This window comes from Ruania suaedae (genome assembly GCF_021049265.1).
Classification (GTDB): Bacteria; Actinomycetota; Actinomycetes; order Actinomycetales; family Beutenbergiaceae; genus Ruania; species Ruania suaedae.
In genome coordinates this window covers 2,516,139-2,532,578 of sequence record NZ_CP088018.1, presented here as the reverse complement: position 1 = coordinate 2,532,578, position 16,440 = coordinate 2,516,139, and the positions used below count along the sequence as shown (strand labels likewise).

Here is a 16,440-nt window from a genome sequence, read left to right as displayed (position 1 = left end):
GACCTCACCGGTCCTCAGCCCCAGGGTCAGGAGATCTTCGCCTGCACCCCGCGCAGACCGGACTTCAGCTCGGCCTTCCCGGCCTTGATCTCGGCCTTGGCGATCCGCAGCTGGTCCTCCAGGCTGGACTTGACGTCCCCGAGGTCGCTGCGGTGCTCGCGCCAGTTCTCCACCTGCCACGCCAGCGACGGCTTGCCCTGGCGGTCGTTGGCGGCGAAGACGAGCCCGGCCACGAGGGCGGCGTTGCGCACGAAGCCGTTGAGCTTCTCGCGGCGCTCGGCGCCCTTCGCGCTCCAGAACGGATAGCGCACCACCGTCTGCTTCAACGCGACGACGGCGAGCACACCGGCAGCGAGCCGCGGCGCCCTGCCGGAGGCCAGGAGCAGGCCGGCCGCGACGCTCGTGCCGCCCATCACCCGTACCAGCGTGGTGCGCTTGGTGGGCATGCCCGGGACCTTCTCGGCGGCCTTGGCCAGCACGGGCTCCCAGGGCTCGAGCAGCACGGCGTGCTCCTCGGCATGGCGGATGGCGTCGACGCCATCGACCACGAAGACGGAGGCGAGCAGAGGGCGGGCGAGTGCGCGCACAGGATCCATACCTCATTGCTACCGCAGATCGGGCCCGTGTGCGAACCGGATGGGCACATGTCGTCCGGTAGTTCGTCGGAATGTGTGGCCGCGGTGGCGTGTTGTGCCGAACGTGACTGCAGCAGCGATGACCGCACCGCGGGGGACGCCGGGCCGCGCCCGCCTGCGGCCCCCGCCGACCCGACCGACCCCGGCGAGCCGGCCCCGGTCGCGCCGTCGCAGCCTTCCGGTCTCCGCGACAACGCTGGGCGCACTAGGCTCAGGGGTGATGAGCGACGAGAGCGAACGGGCACCGGAGAGCGAGACGGCGAGCGACCGTGACCGCCGGTTCGAGGCCGACGCCATGCCCTACCTCGACCAGCTCTACGGCGCAGCCCTGCGGATGACCCGCAACCCGGCCGACGCCGAGGACCTGGTGCAGGAGACGTTCGCGAAGGCGTACGCCGCCTTCGCCCAGTACAAGCCCGGGACCAACCTCAAGGCGTGGCTGTACCGGATCCTGACCAACACGTTCATCAACACCTACCGCAAGAAGCAGCGCACCCCGCAGCAGTCCGACGCCGATCAGATCGAGGACTGGCAGATCGCGCGCGCCGCCTCGCACACCTCCACGGGGCTGCGCTCGGCGGAGGCCGAGGCGCTCGACTCCCTCGGCAGCTCGGAGGTCAAGGAGGCCCTGGCCGCGCTGCCGGAGGACTTCCGCCTGGCCGTCTACCTCGCCGACGTCGAAGGGTTCGCGTACAAGGAGATCGCCGAGATCATGGACACCCCGATCGGGACGGTGATGTCCCGGTTGCACCGTGGTCGAGGCCAGTTGCGCCAGATGCTCGCCGAGCACGCGCGGTCGCTGGGCATGAAGGTGGGAGAGACATCGTGAGTTCGCCCCGAGAGCAGAATGGTGCGTGCCACTGCGAGGAAGCGCTGGAGCACCTCTACGAGTACATCGACCGCGAGATGTCGGACGGTGACCTGGAGCGCCTCAAGGCTCACATCGCCGAGTGCGAGACGTGTCTGGACGCCGTCAGCCGGGAGCAGGAGGTGCGGGTGATCCTGCGCAAGTCCTGCGTCGAGGTGGCACCTGATGAGTTGCGGTTGCGGGTGCGCACGCAGCTGACGCTGCTGCGCCAGCGCCGCTGAGACCCTCACGCGGCGCCGTCGACAGGCGAAAGGCCCAGGCACCTCGTGGAGGTGCCTGGGCCTTCTGCGCTCGTCGTCCTGGCGTCAGGAGTTGGGGCGCTTGCCGTGGTTGGCGGCGCCGTGACGGCGTGCCTTGCGCTTGCGTCCGCGCTTGCTCATCGCAGCTCCTCGGGTCTCGGGGGTCAGGGCCAGGAGACATGATCCCACATCCGCCGACGGCGATGCGTATGCCCGCCGGCCGCTGAGCCGGTACGGTGTCCGCAGCCTCGTCGCGTGGCGAGGCCGCTGAACTCGGTGCGACGGAGGACTGGATGAGCGAGAGACAGCAGTTCAAGGGGCGGCGGGCGTTCATCTTCGCCGCGATCGGGTCCGCCGTCGGGCTCGGCAACATCTGGCGCTTCCCCTACGTCGCCTACGAAGGTGGCGGCGGGGCTTTCATCATTCCCTATCTCGTCGCGCTGCTCACGGCCGGGATCCCGATCCTGTTCATGGACTACGCCATCGGGCACAAGTACCGAGGCTCGGCTCCGAAGAGCTGGCGGCTGCTGGGCCGGCCGGCCGAGGCGATCGGGTGGTGGCAGGTCGGCATCTCGTTCGTGATCGCCGTCTACTATGCGGTGGTCATCGCCTGGGCCATCCGCTACGTCGGCTTCTCGGCCACCGAGGAGTGGGGCGATGACCCCGAGGGCTTCTTCGGCCGGACGTTCCTGCAGCAGAGCGGGGAGTTCGCCGTCGGGATCGAATGGGTCCCGGGAGTGCTCATCCCGCTGGCCGCCGTCTGGCTGTTCGCGCTCCTGGTCCACCGCGCCGGGATGCAGAACGGCATCGCCCGGATCGCCCAGGTCTTCATCCCGCTGCTCGTGGTGATCTTCATCGCGCTGGTGATCCAGGCGGTCCGGCTACCGGGAGCGATCGAGGGCCTGAACGCCTTCTTCACCCCGAACTGGGCCGCGCTCGGTGACGCGGAGGTGTGGATCGCGGCCTACGGTCAGATCTTCTTCTCGCTCTCGATCGCCTTCGGCATCATGATCACCTACGCCGCCCACCTCAAGCGCAAGACCAACCTGACGGGGTCGGGCCTGGTGGTGGCGTTCTCCAACTCCGGCTTCGAGATCCTCGCCGGCATCGCCGTCTTCTCCGCTCTGGGCTTCCTCGCCCAGTCCCAGGGGGTCGCCATCGCCGAGGTGGCCACCTCCGGGCCGGGCCTGGCGTTCGTGGCCTTCCCCTCGATCATCTCCAGCATCGGCGGTGGGCTGGGCGCCGTGTTCGGGGTGCTGTTCTTCGCGGCCCTCGTCCTGGCCGGGATCACGTCCCTGGTGAGCATCGTCGAGGTCGTGCTGACCGCCGTCGAGGACAAGACCGGCATCTCCCGCACCACGTCCGTCGTCGCGGTCGGCGGTGGCATGGCCGTGATCTCGCTGCTGCTCTTCCCGACCACGACCGGCCTGAACCTGCTCGACGTGGTGGACCAGTGGGCCAACAACTTCGGCATCGTCGGTGCCGGCCTGGTCTCGGTGATCACGGTCGCCTGGGGCCTGCGGCGGCTGCGCAGCCTGGGTGATCACCTGAACGAGATCTCCTCGTTCCGGGTCGGTGCGCCGTGGCGGGTGATGCTCGGGGTCGTCAGTCCGATCGTGATCGGGGTGATGTTCATCCAGTGGCTGATCACGCGGATCACCGAGGGGTACGGCGACGTACCCGCCGGCTACGTCAACATCTACGGCTGGGGTCTGGCCCTCCTGCTGATCGCCCTCGCGGTGGTGCTGTCGTTGATCCCGTGGCGCTCCGGTGCCCTCCACGACGAGCCCGTCCGCGCGAAAGGAGACCGATGATGGACACCGGTGCACTGATCATGATGGTGGTGACCCTGCTGCTGATCTGGGGAGGGCTCGTGGCGGCACTGCTCCACCTGCGGGGCCACCCGGACGAGCCCGAGGCCTACGACATCGACGGTGACGGCAGGCCCGACTCGCCGCCGTCGACCTGAACCTCCGGGAAGGGAGGGCTGGGCCTCACCCGTCCTGGGGCAGGCCCAGCCACTCGTGCCAGCCGTTGTGCAGCACCAGCCAGGCGAGCAGGCCGTAACCGGCCTGCTCGGGGTGGCGGCCGCCGGTGGTGGCCAGGTCGGAGTGCCACTGCTCGTGGTCGCGCAGCGGCTGGTAGGTCTCCACGTACGGCACCCGGCGCCGGGAGCAGACGTCGGCGAACGCCGTCGAGAGCTCGCCGAGCGCGCCCGGATCCACGTCGCTGCGCGGTGGTGGGCCGAGTACGAAGACCGGCACGTTCCGGTTGGAGGCATCGTCGAGCACGTTGGCCAGGTTCAGCCGGCTGCGCGCGAGCGAGACGCCCTGGCGCAGGTCGGCCGACCCGGGCGCCACCACCAGGCGGTTCTCACCGTGGCCGAAGCGCCGGTTGCACTCGCTCTCCCAGCGCCCCGACAGTGCCGTGGTGGTCTCGTCCGGCACCGGCAGGCAGTACAGCTCGATCGGCTCCTCGGCGCGCGTGCGGGCAGCCACGCGGCCGGTCCAGCCCATACCGCGGGCGTCACCGACGCCCGCGACGAGCTCGTCACCGACCACGCAGATCCGCCGCCGGTCCGAGCCCGCCGCGGCGTGGGCGCTCACTGGGCGAACGCCTCCTCCAGCAGGGTTGCCTGCTCGGCCTGGTGCTTCTTGGCGGTGCCTGCTGCGGGAGCGGCGGACGCCGGCCGGGAGACGACCCGGATCCCGCGATCGGCCACGACCGGGGCGTAACCCGGCAGCCGGGTGACCAGGTAGGTCCAGGCGCCCTGGTTCCGCGGCTCGTCCTGCACCCAGACGAACTCGGCGTTCGGGTAGCGCTCCAGCTCGGCCTGGATCGCCGCGGCATCGAGGGGGTAGAGCTGCTCGATGCGCACGAGGGCGACCGAGTCGTCCTCGCGCTTGGCCCGCTCGGCCAGCAGGTCGTAGTAGACCCGGCCGCTGCACAGCAGCACCCGGCGCACCGTGGAGGCCTCGACGGCGGAGTCCCCGATCACGGGCTGGAACGTGCCGGTGGTGAAGTCCTCCAGCGAGGACGTGGCTGCCTTCAGCCGCAGCAGCTGCTTCGGGGTGAACACCACCAGCGGCCGGCGCGGACGCTGGTAGGCCTGGCGCCGCAGCAGGTGGAAGTAGTTGGCCGGCGTGGAGGGCTCGGCCACGATCATGTTGTCCTCGGCCGACAGCTGCAGGAACCGTTCCTTGCGCGCCGAGGAGTGATCTGGCCCCTGGCCCTCGTACCCGTGCGGCAGCAGCAGCACCACCGAGGAGGTCTGCGCCCACTTCTGCTCGGCGGAGGTGATGAACTCGTCGATCACCACCTGCGCGCCGTTGACGAAGTCACCGAACTGCGCCTCCCACAGCACCAGGGCGTCCGGGCGCTCCACGGAGTACCCGTACTCGAAGGCGACGGCCGCGAACTCGCTGAGCGAGGAGTCGTACACCCAGAACTTCGCCTGCTCGGGCGTGAGGTACATCAACGGCGTCCACTCGGCGCCGTTGAGGCGGTCGTGCATGACCGCGTGGCGCTGCACGAACGTGCCGCGGCGCGAGTCCTGCCCGGTCAGCCGCACCGGCGTGCCCTCGATCAGCAGGCTGCCGAAGGCGAGGATCTCGCCGAAGCCCCAGTCGACGGCGCCGCTGGTGGACATCGCCTCGCGCTTCTCGAGCAGCTGGTTGAGCTTGGGATGGACGTCGAAGCCCTCGGGCGGACGGGTGTGGGCCGCGCCGATATGGGCGAGGACCTTCTCCGGTACGGCGGTCTGCCAGCCGACCATCACTCCCGCGTCCTCGAGCTGGGACTCCGGCGGCTCCAGCCCGGCCACCTGGTCCCCGCTCGAGCGCTGGCTGCCGTCGCGGGCCTCGGTGAAGACGCGCTCCAGCTCGCCCTTGTAGTGCTGCAGGAACTCCTCGGCCTCCTCGGCGGTGATGTCGCCGCGGCCCACGAGCGCCTCGGTGTAGAGCTTGCGGACGCTGCGCTTCTTCTCGATCAGGGAGTACATGACCGGCTGCGTCATCGAGGGGTCGTCACCCTCGTTGTGACCGCGGCGGCGGTAGCACACCATGTCGATGATGACGTCCTTGTTGAACTGCTGCCGGTAGTCGAAGGCGAGCTCGGCCACGTGCGCGACGGCCTCGGGGTCGTCGCCGTTGACGTGGAAGATCGGGATCTGCAGGCCCTTGGCCACGTCGGTGGCGTACAGGGTCGAGCGCGAGGCCGAGGCGCCGGTGGTGAACCCGACCTGGTTGTTGATCAGGATGTGCACGGTGCCGCCGGTGCGGTAACCGCGCAGCTGGGACAGCTGGAGCGTCTCGGTCACCACACCCTGACCGGCGAACGCCGCGTCGCCGTGGATGAGGATCGGCAGCACGGAGAAGCCGGCACCCCCGAGGTCGATACGGTCCTGCTTGGCCCGGACCACACCCTCGAGCACACCGTCGACCGCCTCCAGGTGGGAGGGGTTGGCGGCGAGGTAGACCTTCGTGGTGGCCCCGGAGGAGGCGGTGAAGGTCCCCTCGGTGCCCAGGTGGTACTTCACGTCGCCCGAGCCCTGCACGGTGCGGGGGTCCTGGTTGCCCTCGAACTCGGCGAAGATCTGGGCGTAGGACTTGCCCGCGATGTTGGCGAGCACGTTCAGGCGCCCGCGGTGGGGCATCCCGATGCCGACCTCGTCGAGGGACTCCTCGGCCGCGCGCTCGAGGATCCGGTCCAGCAGCGGGATCAGGGACTCCCCGCCTTCGAGGCTGAAGCGCTTCTGCCCCACGAACTTGGTCTGCAGGAAGGTCTCGAACGCCTCGGCGGCGTTGAGGGTGCGCAGGATGCGCCGCTGGTCCTCGACCTCGGGCTTGGCCCACCCGGACTCCAGCCGCTGCTGGAACCAGCGCCGCTGGGCGCCGTCGTGCAGGTGCATGTACTCCGCGCCCACGGTGCGGCAGTAGGAGTTGCGCAGCAGCCCGAGGATGTCGCGCAGCGGCATCCGGGGCTTGCCCCCGAAGCCGCCGGTGGGGAACGTACGATCCAGGTCCCACAGCGTCAGCTGGTGGTTCTGCACGTCCAGGTCGGGGTGCTTGCGCTGGCGGTAGGCGAGCGGGTCGGTGTCGGCGAGCAGGTGCCCGCGCGAGCGGTAGGCGTGGATCAGCTCGGCGATGCGCGCCGGCTTGCCCAGGTCGTCCACGGAGTCCGCGGAGACGTCGGTGGTCCATCGCACGGGCTCGTAGGGCACCCGCAGCGAGGCGAAGACCCGGTCGTAGAACCCGTCCTCGCCGATCAGCTTGCTGTGCACGATCCGCAGGAAGTCACCGGACTGGGCGCCCTGGATGATCCTGTGGTCGTAGGTGGAGGTGATCGTGAGGATCTTGGAGATGCCGAGCTTGGCGATCGTCTCCGGCGAGGCACCCTGGTACTCGGCCGGGTAGTTCATCGCCCCGACGCCGACGATGGTGCCCTGACCCTCCATCAGGCGCGGTACCGAGTGCACGGTCCCGATGGTGCCCGGGTTGGTCAGCGTGATGGTGGTGCCGGCGAAGTCCTCGACCGTCAGCTTGCTGCCGCGTGCCTTGGCGACGATATCCTCGTAGCCCCGCCAGAACGCCGCGAAGTCCATCGACTCCGCACCCTTGATCGAGGGCACCAGCAGCTGGCGGCTGCCATCGGGCTTGGCCATGTCGATGGCTAGGCCGAAGTTGACGTGCGCGGGGCGGACCAGACCGGGCTTGCCGTCGATCTCGCGGTAACCGGCATTCATCTCCGGCATGTCCCCGAGCGCCTCGACCACCGCGAAGCCGATGAGGTGGGTGAAGGAGACCTTCCCGCCCCGGCTGCGGGCAAGATGGTTGTTGAGCACGATGCGGTTGTCCACCAGCAGCTTCGCCGGGACGGTCCGCACGCTGGTCGCCGTCGGGACGGCCAGGCTCGCCTCCATGTTGGTGACGACGCGGGCGGCCGGCCCCCGCAGCTTGGAGACCTCGTCGTCGCCGCCGGCGTCGCGTGGCCCACCGCCGGTCATCGACCGGGTGTAGGCCGCCGTGGGTGCCTCGGCCGTGGCCAGCGGCGGCTCGGGCGGCACGTCGCCCTGAACATCCAGGGACGGGGGAGTGTTGTCGTCGGCCTGCGCGGTGCTGGCCGGGGCCGGCTCGACGGGCTTCTCCGGCAGCACGGGGGGCGTGCTCGGGGCCGGGGTGGCGGGTGCGCTCGGGGGCGTCGGGGTATCGCCCTGACGACCGTCCCGGACCGGCCGGGCAGCGGCAGCGCCGGCGGAGTTCGCGGAACTCGAGGCGCCCTCGCCCTCACCGTAGGAGGCCGGACTCACCTCGCGTGGTGAATAGGACTCGAAGAAGTCCCACCAGGCCGGGTCCACCTGTGACTTGTCCTCGCGGAACTGGGCATACATCTCCTCGATGAGCCACTCGTTGCCGCCGAAGGCCGCAGATGCTGACGTGTCGTCGTGGGGTGCCTGCTGGGACACTCGGGGATCGCCCTCTTTCACGCTGGATCGCGATGTGGATGTGTTGGCCTCCAGCCTAGGCGAACGAGCGTGGTGAGGGCACAAGATAGCGGTGGTTCGAGGTGATCAGTCCCGGATCGTGACATCACCCGCACGGCCGGTGCCAACCGTTCGTCAACGGCGGGTCACGGGCGCGCTCGCACACCCTCGGCGGGCAGGGTCACCCGCAGCATCGCCCCCGAGCCGCGCGGCGGGTCGGCCACCGCAATGGTGCCTCCGTGCAATGTCACCGCCCACCGGGCGATGGCCAGCCCCAGGCCGGTCCCGCCGGTGCTCTGCCCGCCCCGCTGCGCGGGCGTGTTGCCGCGTTCGAACCGCTCGAACACCTTCTGGCGGTCCGCCTCCGGGATGCCCTGTCCTTCGTCCAGGACCTCGATCACGACGGCGGAGCTCGCCCGCTCCGCGCGGGCCGACACCCAGATGGTCCCCCCGGGCGGGGAGTGCCGGGAGGCGTTCTGCAGCAGGTTGAAGATCACCTGCCGCAGGCGTTCGGCATCAGCCCGCAGCCGCAGGCCCGGTGGTTCCACCTCGACCTGCCAGTGCAGTCCCGTCCCGGCGGCCGGCCGGGCCTGGGTGACGGCGTCCTCCAGGAACGGGCCCACCTCGAGATCGCTCAGGTCCAGGTCGGCTGCGCCGGCCTCGAGCCGGGACAGATCGAGCAGGTAGGAGATGAGCCGGGAGAGCCGCTCGACCTGGGTCAGTGCGGACTCCAGCGCCTGTGGCTCGGGCGCGACCACGCCGTCGGCGAGGTTCTCCAGCTGGGCGCGCAGCGCTGCCACCGGCGTGCGCAGCTCGTGCGAGACATTGGCGACCATCTCCCGGCGCTGGGCGTCGAGGGTGTCCAGGTCCTGGGCCATGGAGTTGAAGGCGGTGGCGAGCTGGCCCACCTCGTCCTGGCTGTCGGTGTGCACCCGCTGGCTGTAGTCCCCGCGTGCCATCGCCCCGGCCGCCGCCGTCATCTCGCGCAGCGGGCGGGTCATCCCGCGGGCCAGGATCTGGGTGAGCACGAGCGAACAGACCAGCGCCACGGGGAAGGTGCGCAGCACGCCGAACTCGAACCGGTCCCCGATCCATGTCACCACGGTGAACAGGGCGACCGTGGCCCCGATGATCACGATGAGCTTCATCTTGATCGAGCGCACGGGGTCCAACGGGCGCAGGTCGCCGTAGAGCCCGTCCAACCGCTCGCGCCAGCCCACCGCGCCCCGGGCGTGCCGCACTCGCGTCCGGCGGCTCATGCGTGCGTGCTCATGCGGTCGGTTCGAGCGCGTACCCCACCCCGTGCACGGTGCGGATGAGGTCCGACCCGAGCTTGCGGCGCAGCGCCTTGACGTGGGAGTCCACGGTCCTGGTCCCCGAGGCGTCGACCCAGTCCCACACCTCGGCGAGCAGTCGCTCGCGTGAGAGCACGGTGCGGGGGCTCCGGGCGAGGCAGAGGAGCAGGTCGAACTCCGTGGGCGTGAGGTGGGCCTCGTTGCCGTTGCGGGTGACGCGGCGCGCGCCCTGGTCGATCACCAGATCGCCGAGCGTGAGGGCGGCGCTCGTGCCCTCGGCCGGAGCGGTGGCGGGGATCTGCCGGGCGCGGTCGACCCGGCGCAGCAGCACCTTGAGGCGGGCGAGCAGCTCGCGCATCGAGAACGGCTTGGTCAGGTAGTCGTCCGCGCCGACGCCGAGGCCGATGATCATGTCGGTCTCGTCGTCTCGCGCGGTCAGCATGAGGATCGGCGGGGCCGTGGTGCCGGCGCCGGCGTGGCCTGCCTGGATCCGGCGGCACACCTCCAGCCCGTCGATCCCGGGCAGCATCACATCGAGCACGATAAGGTCCGGCTCGAGTTCCTCGGCGGAGCGCACCCCGTCGGGGCCGGTCCCGGCGATGTGGGGCCGCCAGCCCTCGGTCTCGAGGCGGCGCGCGATCTGCGTGGCGATCTCCGGCTCGTCCTCCACGATGAGGACGGCGATGGTCTCGGTCACCCCGGCGTCGGCAGTCATGGGCAAACTCTGGCACACCGGCGCTGTGAGGTCGCTCGCACCGCCGGGGGAGGGTGTGGACGGGTGATGGCGCTTTCCGTTACGCTTTCGTGATCTGGTTCGGTCGTCGCGTTCCCCGAGGAACGCGTCGTAAACTGGAGACCTTCCCCCATCTCAACTCCGGGTGCAGCGCGCACCCGGAACGGTTTCATCTCCCCTGTCCTCGGAGGTTGTGTGAGTCCCCAGCGTGTGTCCTCCGCTGACGCGCTCCCGACCCGACGCCAGCTCCGCCTGGCCGCACAGCAGCAGCGGGCCGACCAGGTGAGCGAGCATGCTCAGCCGCGCCCGCTGACCCGCCGCGAGCTCCGGGCCCGCGAGCGAGCGGCCGAGCCGGCACCGGCCGACGACCAGCCGAACTCCGAGGTCCCCGTGGCCGAGGAAGGCCCCGTCACCGTCGCCGACGTGACCGCCAAGCCGCTCGTCCTCGCGCGTTCGATGGCCACCGCCGCCGCGTCCCGCCGGGAGACGGCGACGCCGCCGGTCAACCGGGCGCAGCGGCGGGCAGCCCGCCGCGCGGGGACCTCCGCCGCCCGTACACCCGGCGGCGCGTCCTACCGCTGGCTTCCCCGGCTTGCGGTGCTCGGCGCCCTCGGTGCGCTGACCACGGTGGTCCCGCTCAGCGGCGCGGCCACGCAGTCGACCTCCACGGACCTGGCTACCGGTCACCCGGTCGCCGAGAGTAGCGGCTACGAGCTCCTGACCACCGGCGGGACGCCCGTCTACTCCGCCGCTCCTGCGGCGCTCGCGGCCGACCCGCTCGCCTCCCTGCGTTCGCTGGTCTCGGCCAGCCGCAGCGGTGCCGAGCGCGTGCCCAGCTCGTGCGGCAGTGCGCCGGTGCAGGCCAACGGGGTGCTCGCCTCGGAGGTCGAGGTCGTCGCCCCCGAGATCGTGCAGCCGATGGTCGAGGGGACCTATCAGCTCACCTCCCGCTACGGCAACCGCGTGCACCCGATCTGGGGCAGCTACGGCCAGCACACCGGACTGGACATGTCCGCCGCCGCCGGGACCCCGATCCACGCGGTGGCGGACGGTACCGTCACCTATGCCGGTGTCGGCCGGGACGGGCGCTCCAGCATGCTGGTGATCATCGAGCACGAGGTCGACGGCGAGAAGTTCTGGACCTGGTACGTCCACATGTACCCGAACGGCGTGTACGTGCAGGCGGGTCAGGAGGTCAGCGCTGGTGAGAGCATCGGCGCGGTCGGCTCCTATGGCAACTCCACCGGGCCGCACCTGCACCTCGAGGTCCACGTCGACGAGGAACTCACCACCGTCGACCCGGCGGTGTGGCTGGCCGAGAACGCGGTGCCGCTGACCGCCGAGACGCTCCAGTGCACCCAGGGCTGACCTGAGCGTCCTGCTCAGGCCAGCGTCATCCCCCAGGTGACGGTGTGGCTGGAGCCGGGGGTCAGTCGCACCAGGTCCTCACCGGTGCGGAAGGCATCGGCGATGCAACTCATCGGCTCCGCGGCGAGGCCCGTGCGCTGGGCTGCCACTGCAGCGACGTGGTCGCCGGTGCACATCTGCCAGCAACTCATCGACCGGTCCATCCACACCGCGGCCGTACGACCGTCAGTGCCCTGCAGGCGCAGCCAGGAGCGGCCGTCGGCGTCATAGGTGGCCCCGAGGAATGCGTCGTCGAGCTCGGTGCTACCCAGAGCACGCGGCTCCCGGAAGTCGAGGTCAGTGGGTAGCTCGCTCACGCCGGTGGGCAGGAGGCGCTCGTCCGTGGGGACCCACCGGGTGGCGTCCAGCTGCAGGACGGCCTCGTCGAGGGACCCCGGGCCGGGGGAGAGCCACGGGTGGAAGCCGACCCCGTAGGGGGCATCGGCCGTGCCTGTGTTGGTGGCCGTGGTGGTGATGCGGAGCCCCTCGGCGTCGAGCAGGTAGCGCACGGCCACGGTCAGCGCAAACGGGTAGCCCGGCGTGGGGGGAAGGTCGATCGCGAGCGCAACGCTCGAGTCGGTGTGCGTCTCGACCCGCCACCGCTGCCAACTCGTCAGACCGTGCAGTGCCGTCCCTCGTGCGGGCTCGGTCAGCGGCAGCTGGTAGTCGACCGCGTCCCAGGTGTAGCGACCGTCCCGGATGCGGTTCGGCCACGGTGTCAGGACCGCGCCGTTGGAGGCCGGTGGGAGCTCGTCCGCTGCGAAGGGGACGACGACGTCACGGCCTCCGACGTGGAACTCGCGCAGATGGGCGCCGACCTCGGTCACGGTCGCGACCGCCTGGCCATGGGTGATGCGGAACTGTTGTCCGGTGGGAGAGGTGGAAGACACGGAACTCACCCTACTGGCCCTGGGCGGGTCGCTCGCGGCCGGTGTGCCCGAGTGCCCCTCGCGCCGACGGGGGCCGAGCGGGCATACTGGACGCTCGATCAACGGCCGACCATCGGGGGAGACGATGCGCACGACCACGCCTGGTGAGAGCGGGGAGCCGCCCTCGACGCGGACGGCGGCGCCCATCGAGGAGACCCTGGCCGGTCTTGGCCGGCAGTCCCACCTGCTCATCGCCCGGATGTGCCAGCAGGGTCGCTCCCTGGAGGACGTCGCCCGTGAGCTCGATCTGGACGTGACGACGATGGCCGCGCGTGCCGTCCACGCCGATCGGCAGTTCCGCCGCGCGCACCTCGCGCCGCTCATCACGGCTGCGGACGGGGTCATCTGCGACAGGTACCGCAGGCGGCTGGTCGCTGCGGCGGTTGCGGGCAAGGAGCTACCCGACGCCCGGCACGGCCGCACCTGTGCGCCATGCCGCGCCCAGACCGGTGCGCTCGCGACGGCGGGTGCTCAGCTGGACGCATTCCTCGCCCCCTTGGCCGCCACGATGTTCCTCGCTCCCGGTGCGGTGGACCTCGAGGACCAGGCCGACGAGCGGCACAGCCGCCGTCGGACGGTGCCGTGGCGCATCCCGGTCGGCGTGGCATTCCTGCTGCTGGGCCTGCTCGTGCTCGTGCTGCCCTCGGCCTTCGGTCCGCTGGCCTCCGGCGCCCAGCAGTCGGAGCAGCAGGCACAGCAGCCGGCAGCTCCTGGTGCCGATGACGGAGGTGACGACGCCGGCACCGGACTGGCGCGCGAGTCCGGTGGGTTGCGCGAGTCCGACGGAATCGTCACCGACCCCGGCAAGGAACAGGACGAGCAGCTCGACCAGCAGCAGGGCCGTGAGGCGGCCGACGCGCCGAGCGGCACCTCCGGTGAGACAGCCGACGCTTCGAGCAGCACCGCGGACCAGGCCCCGGGCACCGCCGGTGGCCCGGCTCCGGCCGCCGGTGGATCGACCGTCCCGCCGGGCGATGCGGGGCCGTCCACCGGTTCCTCCGGCGGCGCCACCACTCCGAGCAGCCCGAGCCCCTCGCAGCCCAGCGGGCCGGAGCCGACGCAGCCCACCCAGCCGAGCGGCCCGAGCCCGACGCCGAGCCCGACCACGCCCGCGCCGCAGCCGTCGGAGCCGACGTCGCCCGCTCCCAGCCCCACGCAGCCGCCGGAGCCGACCACGCCGCCCGCGCCCAGCCCGACGACGCCCGCACCGAGCCCGACGACGCCGAACCCGACCACGCCCGCCGAGCCGGAGCCCGACGAGGACGAGAACTCGCCCGGCCTCGTCGGCGGAGTGGTCGACATCATCGACGACCTACTCGACGGGCTGCTCGGGTCCCCCTGACGGGGACCTGACGGCGCGAGCGCCTCGGTGCCCCCGGCGGGAGCCGTCGCTTCGCTCCTCCCGAATCCAGCCGGAGCACGACGGCGCAAGCGCCTCGGTGCCCCCGGCGGGAGCCGTCGCTTCGCTCCTCCCGAATCCAGCCGGAGCACGACGGCGCGAGCGCCTCGGTGCCCCCGGCGGGATTCGAACCCACGACCTTCTGCTCCGGAGGCAGACGCTCTATCCACTGAGCTACGGGGGCGGACTCCTGCTGATTCGCAGGGGCTGACGCCGCACGGGAGCCTATCAGGGCATCGGCCGGTGCGAGAAATCACGCCGGTGTTGGTCGAGGGGCCACCTCGGGGGGAGGATCGCCACGTGACCGATCCGCAACGCTCCTCGCCGCAGCCCCGACCGCTCGTCTGGCCGGAGGACCTGGCGCGGGCGATCGTCGAGGCGCTCGATCTGGGTGGCCGGGTGAACGTGCCGCTGCGCGCCGTCACCACCGGGGACGCGGACTGGCGAACCGACGTCGCGCGCACCCTGCCCGGTGAGGCCGACCGGGCCGCCGCGACGCTGGCGCAGGCGTTGCAGCGCCATCCCGATGTCCGCGCGTGCCGCGCCGAGGGGCCCGCGGTCAGCATCACCCTGACGATCGCGAGCCTGATGCGCGTGGTGCCGGAGATCCTGCTCGGTGGCCTCCCCACCCCGCCGGACGGGCCGGCGGCGGCTGCCGGGCCTGCGCTGGCGGAGCAGCTCGCCGAGGTGCGCCTGTGCCACGCTCGGGCGCGCTCGATCTCCCGCTCGGCGCGTGCGCACGGAGTCGGTCCGGATACCGCCCACGGCAGCCTCGACGATGCCACGGTCAGCGACCGTAGGCTGCTCACCACTCTCGCGGGTGCGCCCGGGGTGCTGCGCAGCGGACGCGAGCGAGCCGTCCAGGCACACGCGCGCGCCCTGGCCGCGGCGCACCAGCGCTGGTTCACCTCCACGCGCGCCTCGCCCCGTGGACAGGAGGCGATAACCTCGACACACCGCACCCGCCTGGCCATCAACGACGCCGTCGCGCTCGCTCTCGCAGCGGAGCTGAACGCCGTCGGCCTCGACGCCCCGGAGCACCTGTGACCCACCCGACCAGCCCCGACCTGTGGCCCGAGAGCACCACCGTCGTCGACGGCGTGCTGCACCTGGGCGGGCTCTCGGCGCCATGGCTGGCGCAGACCTTCGGGACCCCCGCCTACCTGCTGGACGTACCGGGCCTGCGCCGGCGCGCCGCCGACTACCGGCGCGCCTTCACCGAGGCGTTCGCCCCGGCCGAGGTGAGCGTCTACTACGCCGGCAAGGCGTTCCTGAGCACCGCCGTCGCCCGCTGGGTACAGGCCGAGGGCCTGGGCATCGACACGGCCTCCGCCGGTGAGCTCGCCACCGCGCTGGCCGCCGGGGTCGAGGGCGCCGCGATCGGCCTGCACGGCAACAACAAGTCCGTCGAGGAGATCGATCTCGCGCTCGAGCGAGGCGTCGGTCGCCTGGTCATCGACTCCCTGCCGGAGATCGACCTGGTCGCGGCCCGGGCCGCCGCCCTCGGACGGCGCGCTCCGGTCATGGTGCGGGTGACCACCGGCGTGCACGCCGGCGGGCACGACTTCATCGCGACGGCGCACGAGGACCAGAAGTTCGGGCTCTCCCTCGCCAGTGGCGCCGCGCTGGAGGCGCTGGAGCGGATCGTCGCCCACGAGCATCTCGACCTGGTCGGTCTGCACTCCCACATCGGCTCCCAGATCCTCGACCCCGAGGGCTTCGCCGCCGCGGCCGCCGCTCTCCTCGGCCTGCGCGCCACGCTGGTGCAGCGCACGGGCCACCTGGCGGGCGAGCTGGATCTGGGTGGCGGGTACGGCATCGCCTACACCCCCCAGGAGCAGGCGGTGGACATCGACGCGCTTGCGCGCTCGCTCGCCGCGGCGTGCCGGGCGGAGTGTGAGCGGCTCGGCACCGCGCAGCCGTCCTACTCCTTCGAGCCGGGCCGGGCGATCGTCGGCCCGAACATGCTCACCCTCTACCGCGTCGGCACCGTCAAGCCGGTCCGGCTGGACGGCGGCGGATCGCGGCTGTACGTCTCGGTGGACGGCGGGATGAGCGATAACATCCGCCCCGCCCTGTACGGGGCGGACTACCACGCCGAGATCGCCGGACGGAGCTCGTCCGCCGGCCCGGTGCCAGCCCGGGTGGTCGGCAAACACTGCGAGAGCGGTGACATCGTGGTGCGTGACGTCGACCTGCCCGCCGACATCCGCACCGGCGACCTGCTCGCCGTGCCCGCCACCGGCGCCTACGGCCGCTCGATGGCCTCCCAGTACAACCTGGTCCCGCGCCCGCCGGTGGTCGCCGTGGGCGAGGGGCAGCCGCGCGAGATCGTGCGGCGCGAGACGGTGGACGACCTGCTCGCGCTCGACCTCGGCTGACGCCCCGGCGCGGGGACCGACCGGTGCGTGGGACGCCCGGCGCCCGCGCGCGCCGGACCTCTATTGTTGACAC

At 71.5% G+C, this 16,440-nt stretch carries 15 protein-coding genes and 1 tRNA gene; 8 read left to right on the top strand and 8 right to left on the bottom strand.

Going from position 1 to position 16,440, the window contains the following annotated elements:
* Nucleotides 1-26: 26 nt before the first annotated feature.
* Nucleotides 27-596, bottom strand: a complete 570-nt coding sequence (locus LQF12_RS11640; RefSeq protein WP_231053098.1) for a DoxX family protein — start codon at nucleotides 594-596, stop codon at nucleotides 27-29.
* A gap of 118 nt (nucleotides 597-714) precedes the next feature.
* On the opposite strand from LQF12_RS11640, the gene LQF12_RS11635 reads away from it, so the two are divergent.
* Together LQF12_RS11635 and rsrA are read left to right on the top strand one after the other, a co-directional pair.
* Nucleotides 715-1,464 carry a sigma-70 family RNA polymerase sigma factor gene (locus tag LQF12_RS11635; RefSeq protein ID WP_435531240.1) on the top strand — a complete coding sequence of 250 codons (750 nt, stop codon included), beginning with the start codon at nucleotides 715-717 and terminating at the stop codon, nucleotides 1,462-1,464.
* The gene (gene rsrA / locus LQF12_RS11630) at nucleotides 1,461-1,724 is read left to right on the top strand and encodes a mycothiol system anti-sigma-R factor (RefSeq protein WP_231053096.1); all 264 of its coding nucleotides are present in this window, start codon (nucleotides 1,461-1,463) and stop codon (nucleotides 1,722-1,724) included. The genes LQF12_RS11635 and rsrA overlap by 4 nt, the downstream gene beginning before the upstream one ends.
* 84 nt (nucleotides 1,725-1,808) lie before the next feature.
* On the opposite strand, the gene LQF12_RS16540 is transcribed toward rsrA, so the two are convergent.
* Nucleotides 1,809-1,883, bottom strand: coding sequence for a 50S ribosomal protein bL37 (locus LQF12_RS16540; protein ID WP_420853348.1), 75 nt, complete (start codon nucleotides 1,881-1,883; stop codon nucleotides 1,809-1,811).
* A 152-nt stretch (nucleotides 1,884-2,035) separates the two neighbouring features.
* Between LQF12_RS16540 and LQF12_RS11625 the strand changes: the two genes are divergently transcribed.
* Together LQF12_RS11625 and LQF12_RS11620 are read left to right on the top strand one after the other, a co-directional pair.
* On the top strand, nucleotides 2,036-3,556 hold the full coding sequence (locus LQF12_RS11625) for a sodium-dependent transporter (RefSeq protein WP_231053095.1): 1,521 nt from the start codon (nucleotides 2,036-2,038) through the stop codon (nucleotides 3,554-3,556).
* On the top strand, nucleotides 3,553-3,711 hold the full coding sequence (locus tag LQF12_RS11620; protein WP_231053094.1) for a methionine/alanine import family NSS transporter small subunit: 159 nt from the start codon (nucleotides 3,553-3,555) through the stop codon (nucleotides 3,709-3,711). The genes LQF12_RS11625 and LQF12_RS11620 overlap by 4 nt, the downstream gene beginning before the upstream one ends.
* Before the next feature lie 25 nt (nucleotides 3,712-3,736).
* On the opposite strand, the gene LQF12_RS11615 is transcribed toward LQF12_RS11620, so the two are convergent.
* The 4 genes from LQF12_RS11615 to LQF12_RS11600 form a co-directional block, all read right to left on the bottom strand.
* On the bottom strand, nucleotides 3,737-4,348 hold the full coding sequence (locus LQF12_RS11615) for a GDSL-type esterase/lipase family protein (RefSeq protein ID WP_290370685.1): 612 nt from the start codon (nucleotides 4,346-4,348) through the stop codon (nucleotides 3,737-3,739).
* Nucleotides 4,345-8,130 (bottom strand): multifunctional oxoglutarate decarboxylase/oxoglutarate dehydrogenase thiamine pyrophosphate-binding subunit/dihydrolipoyllysine-residue succinyltransferase subunit, encoded by a 3,786-nt coding sequence (locus LQF12_RS11610; protein ID WP_435531239.1) that lies wholly within the window; start codon nucleotides 8,128-8,130, stop codon nucleotides 4,345-4,347. Before LQF12_RS11610 ends, LQF12_RS11615 begins: the two co-directional genes overlap by 4 nt.
* 239 nt (nucleotides 8,131-8,369) lie before the next feature.
* Nucleotides 8,370-9,482, bottom strand: a complete 1,113-nt coding sequence (locus tag LQF12_RS11605) for a sensor histidine kinase (RefSeq protein ID WP_231053092.1) — start codon at nucleotides 9,480-9,482, stop codon at nucleotides 8,370-8,372.
* Nucleotides 9,483-9,492: 10 nt separating this feature from the next.
* Nucleotides 9,493-10,233 carry a response regulator transcription factor gene (locus tag LQF12_RS11600; RefSeq protein ID WP_231053091.1) on the bottom strand — a complete coding sequence of 247 codons (741 nt, stop codon included), beginning with the start codon at nucleotides 10,231-10,233 and terminating at the stop codon, nucleotides 9,493-9,495.
* A gap of 213 nt (nucleotides 10,234-10,446) precedes the next feature.
* Here LQF12_RS11600 and LQF12_RS11595 point away from each other — a divergent pair, with 213 nt between their 5' ends.
* Complete coding sequence (locus LQF12_RS11595; protein WP_231053090.1) at nucleotides 10,447-11,619, top strand: M23 family metallopeptidase; 1,173 nt, start codon at nucleotides 10,447-10,449, stop codon at nucleotides 11,617-11,619.
* Nucleotides 11,620-11,633: 14 nt separating this feature from the next.
* Here the strand turns inward: LQF12_RS11595 and LQF12_RS11590 are convergent, their stop codons facing one another.
* Complete coding sequence (locus LQF12_RS11590) at nucleotides 11,634-12,548, bottom strand: aldose 1-epimerase family protein (RefSeq protein WP_354004671.1); 915 nt, start codon at nucleotides 12,546-12,548, stop codon at nucleotides 11,634-11,636.
* Nucleotides 12,549-12,672: 124 nt separating this feature from the next.
* Here LQF12_RS11590 and LQF12_RS11585 point away from each other — a divergent pair, with 124 nt between their 5' ends.
* Nucleotides 12,673-13,929: a hypothetical protein gene (locus LQF12_RS11585; RefSeq protein WP_231053088.1), complete on the top strand. Its 1,257-nt coding sequence runs from the start codon at nucleotides 12,673-12,675 to the stop codon at nucleotides 13,927-13,929.
* A 168-nt stretch (nucleotides 13,930-14,097) separates the two neighbouring features.
* Here LQF12_RS11585 and LQF12_RS11580 read toward each other — a convergent pair.
* Nucleotides 14,098-14,170 (bottom strand) — tRNA-Arg (locus LQF12_RS11580).
* A 116-nt stretch (nucleotides 14,171-14,286) separates the two neighbouring features.
* Between LQF12_RS11580 and LQF12_RS11575 the strand changes: the two genes are divergently transcribed.
* Both LQF12_RS11575 and lysA read left to right on the top strand, forming a co-directional pair.
* The gene (locus tag LQF12_RS11575) at nucleotides 14,287-15,033 is read left to right on the top strand and encodes a DALR anticodon-binding domain-containing protein (RefSeq protein ID WP_231053087.1); all 747 of its coding nucleotides are present in this window, start codon (nucleotides 14,287-14,289) and stop codon (nucleotides 15,031-15,033) included.
* Nucleotides 15,030-16,367, top strand: coding sequence for a diaminopimelate decarboxylase (gene lysA, locus LQF12_RS11570; RefSeq protein WP_435531185.1), 1,338 nt, complete (start codon nucleotides 15,030-15,032; stop codon nucleotides 16,365-16,367). Before LQF12_RS11575 ends, lysA begins: the two co-directional genes overlap by 4 nt.
* Nucleotides 16,368-16,440 lie beyond the last annotated feature (73 nt).

Bases quoted from the DNA above. Each gene is read 5' to 3' on its own strand.
- LQF12_RS11640 (WP_231053098.1), bottom strand. From the start codon at position 596: ATGGATCCTGTGCGCGCACTCGCCCGCCCTCTGCTCGCCTCCGTCTTC.
- LQF12_RS11635 (WP_435531240.1), top strand. From the start codon at position 715: ATGACCGCACCGCGGGGGACGCCGGGCCGCGCCCGCCTGCGGCCCCCG.
- LQF12_RS11625 (WP_231053095.1), top strand. From the start codon at position 2,036: ATGAGCGAGAGACAGCAGTTCAAGGGGCGGCGGGCGTTCATCTTCGCC.
- LQF12_RS11620 (WP_231053094.1), top strand. From the start codon at position 3,553: ATGATGGACACCGGTGCACTGATCATGATGGTGGTGACCCTGCTGCTG.
- LQF12_RS11610 (WP_435531239.1), bottom strand. From the start codon at position 8,130: ATGTATGCCCAGTTCCGCGAGGACAAGTCACAGGTGGACCCGGCCTGG.
- LQF12_RS11605 (WP_231053092.1), bottom strand. From the start codon at position 9,482: ATGAGCCGCCGGACGCGAGTGCGGCACGCCCGGGGCGCGGTGGGCTGG.
- LQF12_RS11600 (WP_231053091.1), bottom strand. From the start codon at position 10,233: ATGACTGCCGACGCCGGGGTGACCGAGACCATCGCCGTCCTCATCGTG.
- LQF12_RS11585 (WP_231053088.1), top strand. From the start codon at position 12,673: ATGCGCACGACCACGCCTGGTGAGAGCGGGGAGCCGCCCTCGACGCGG.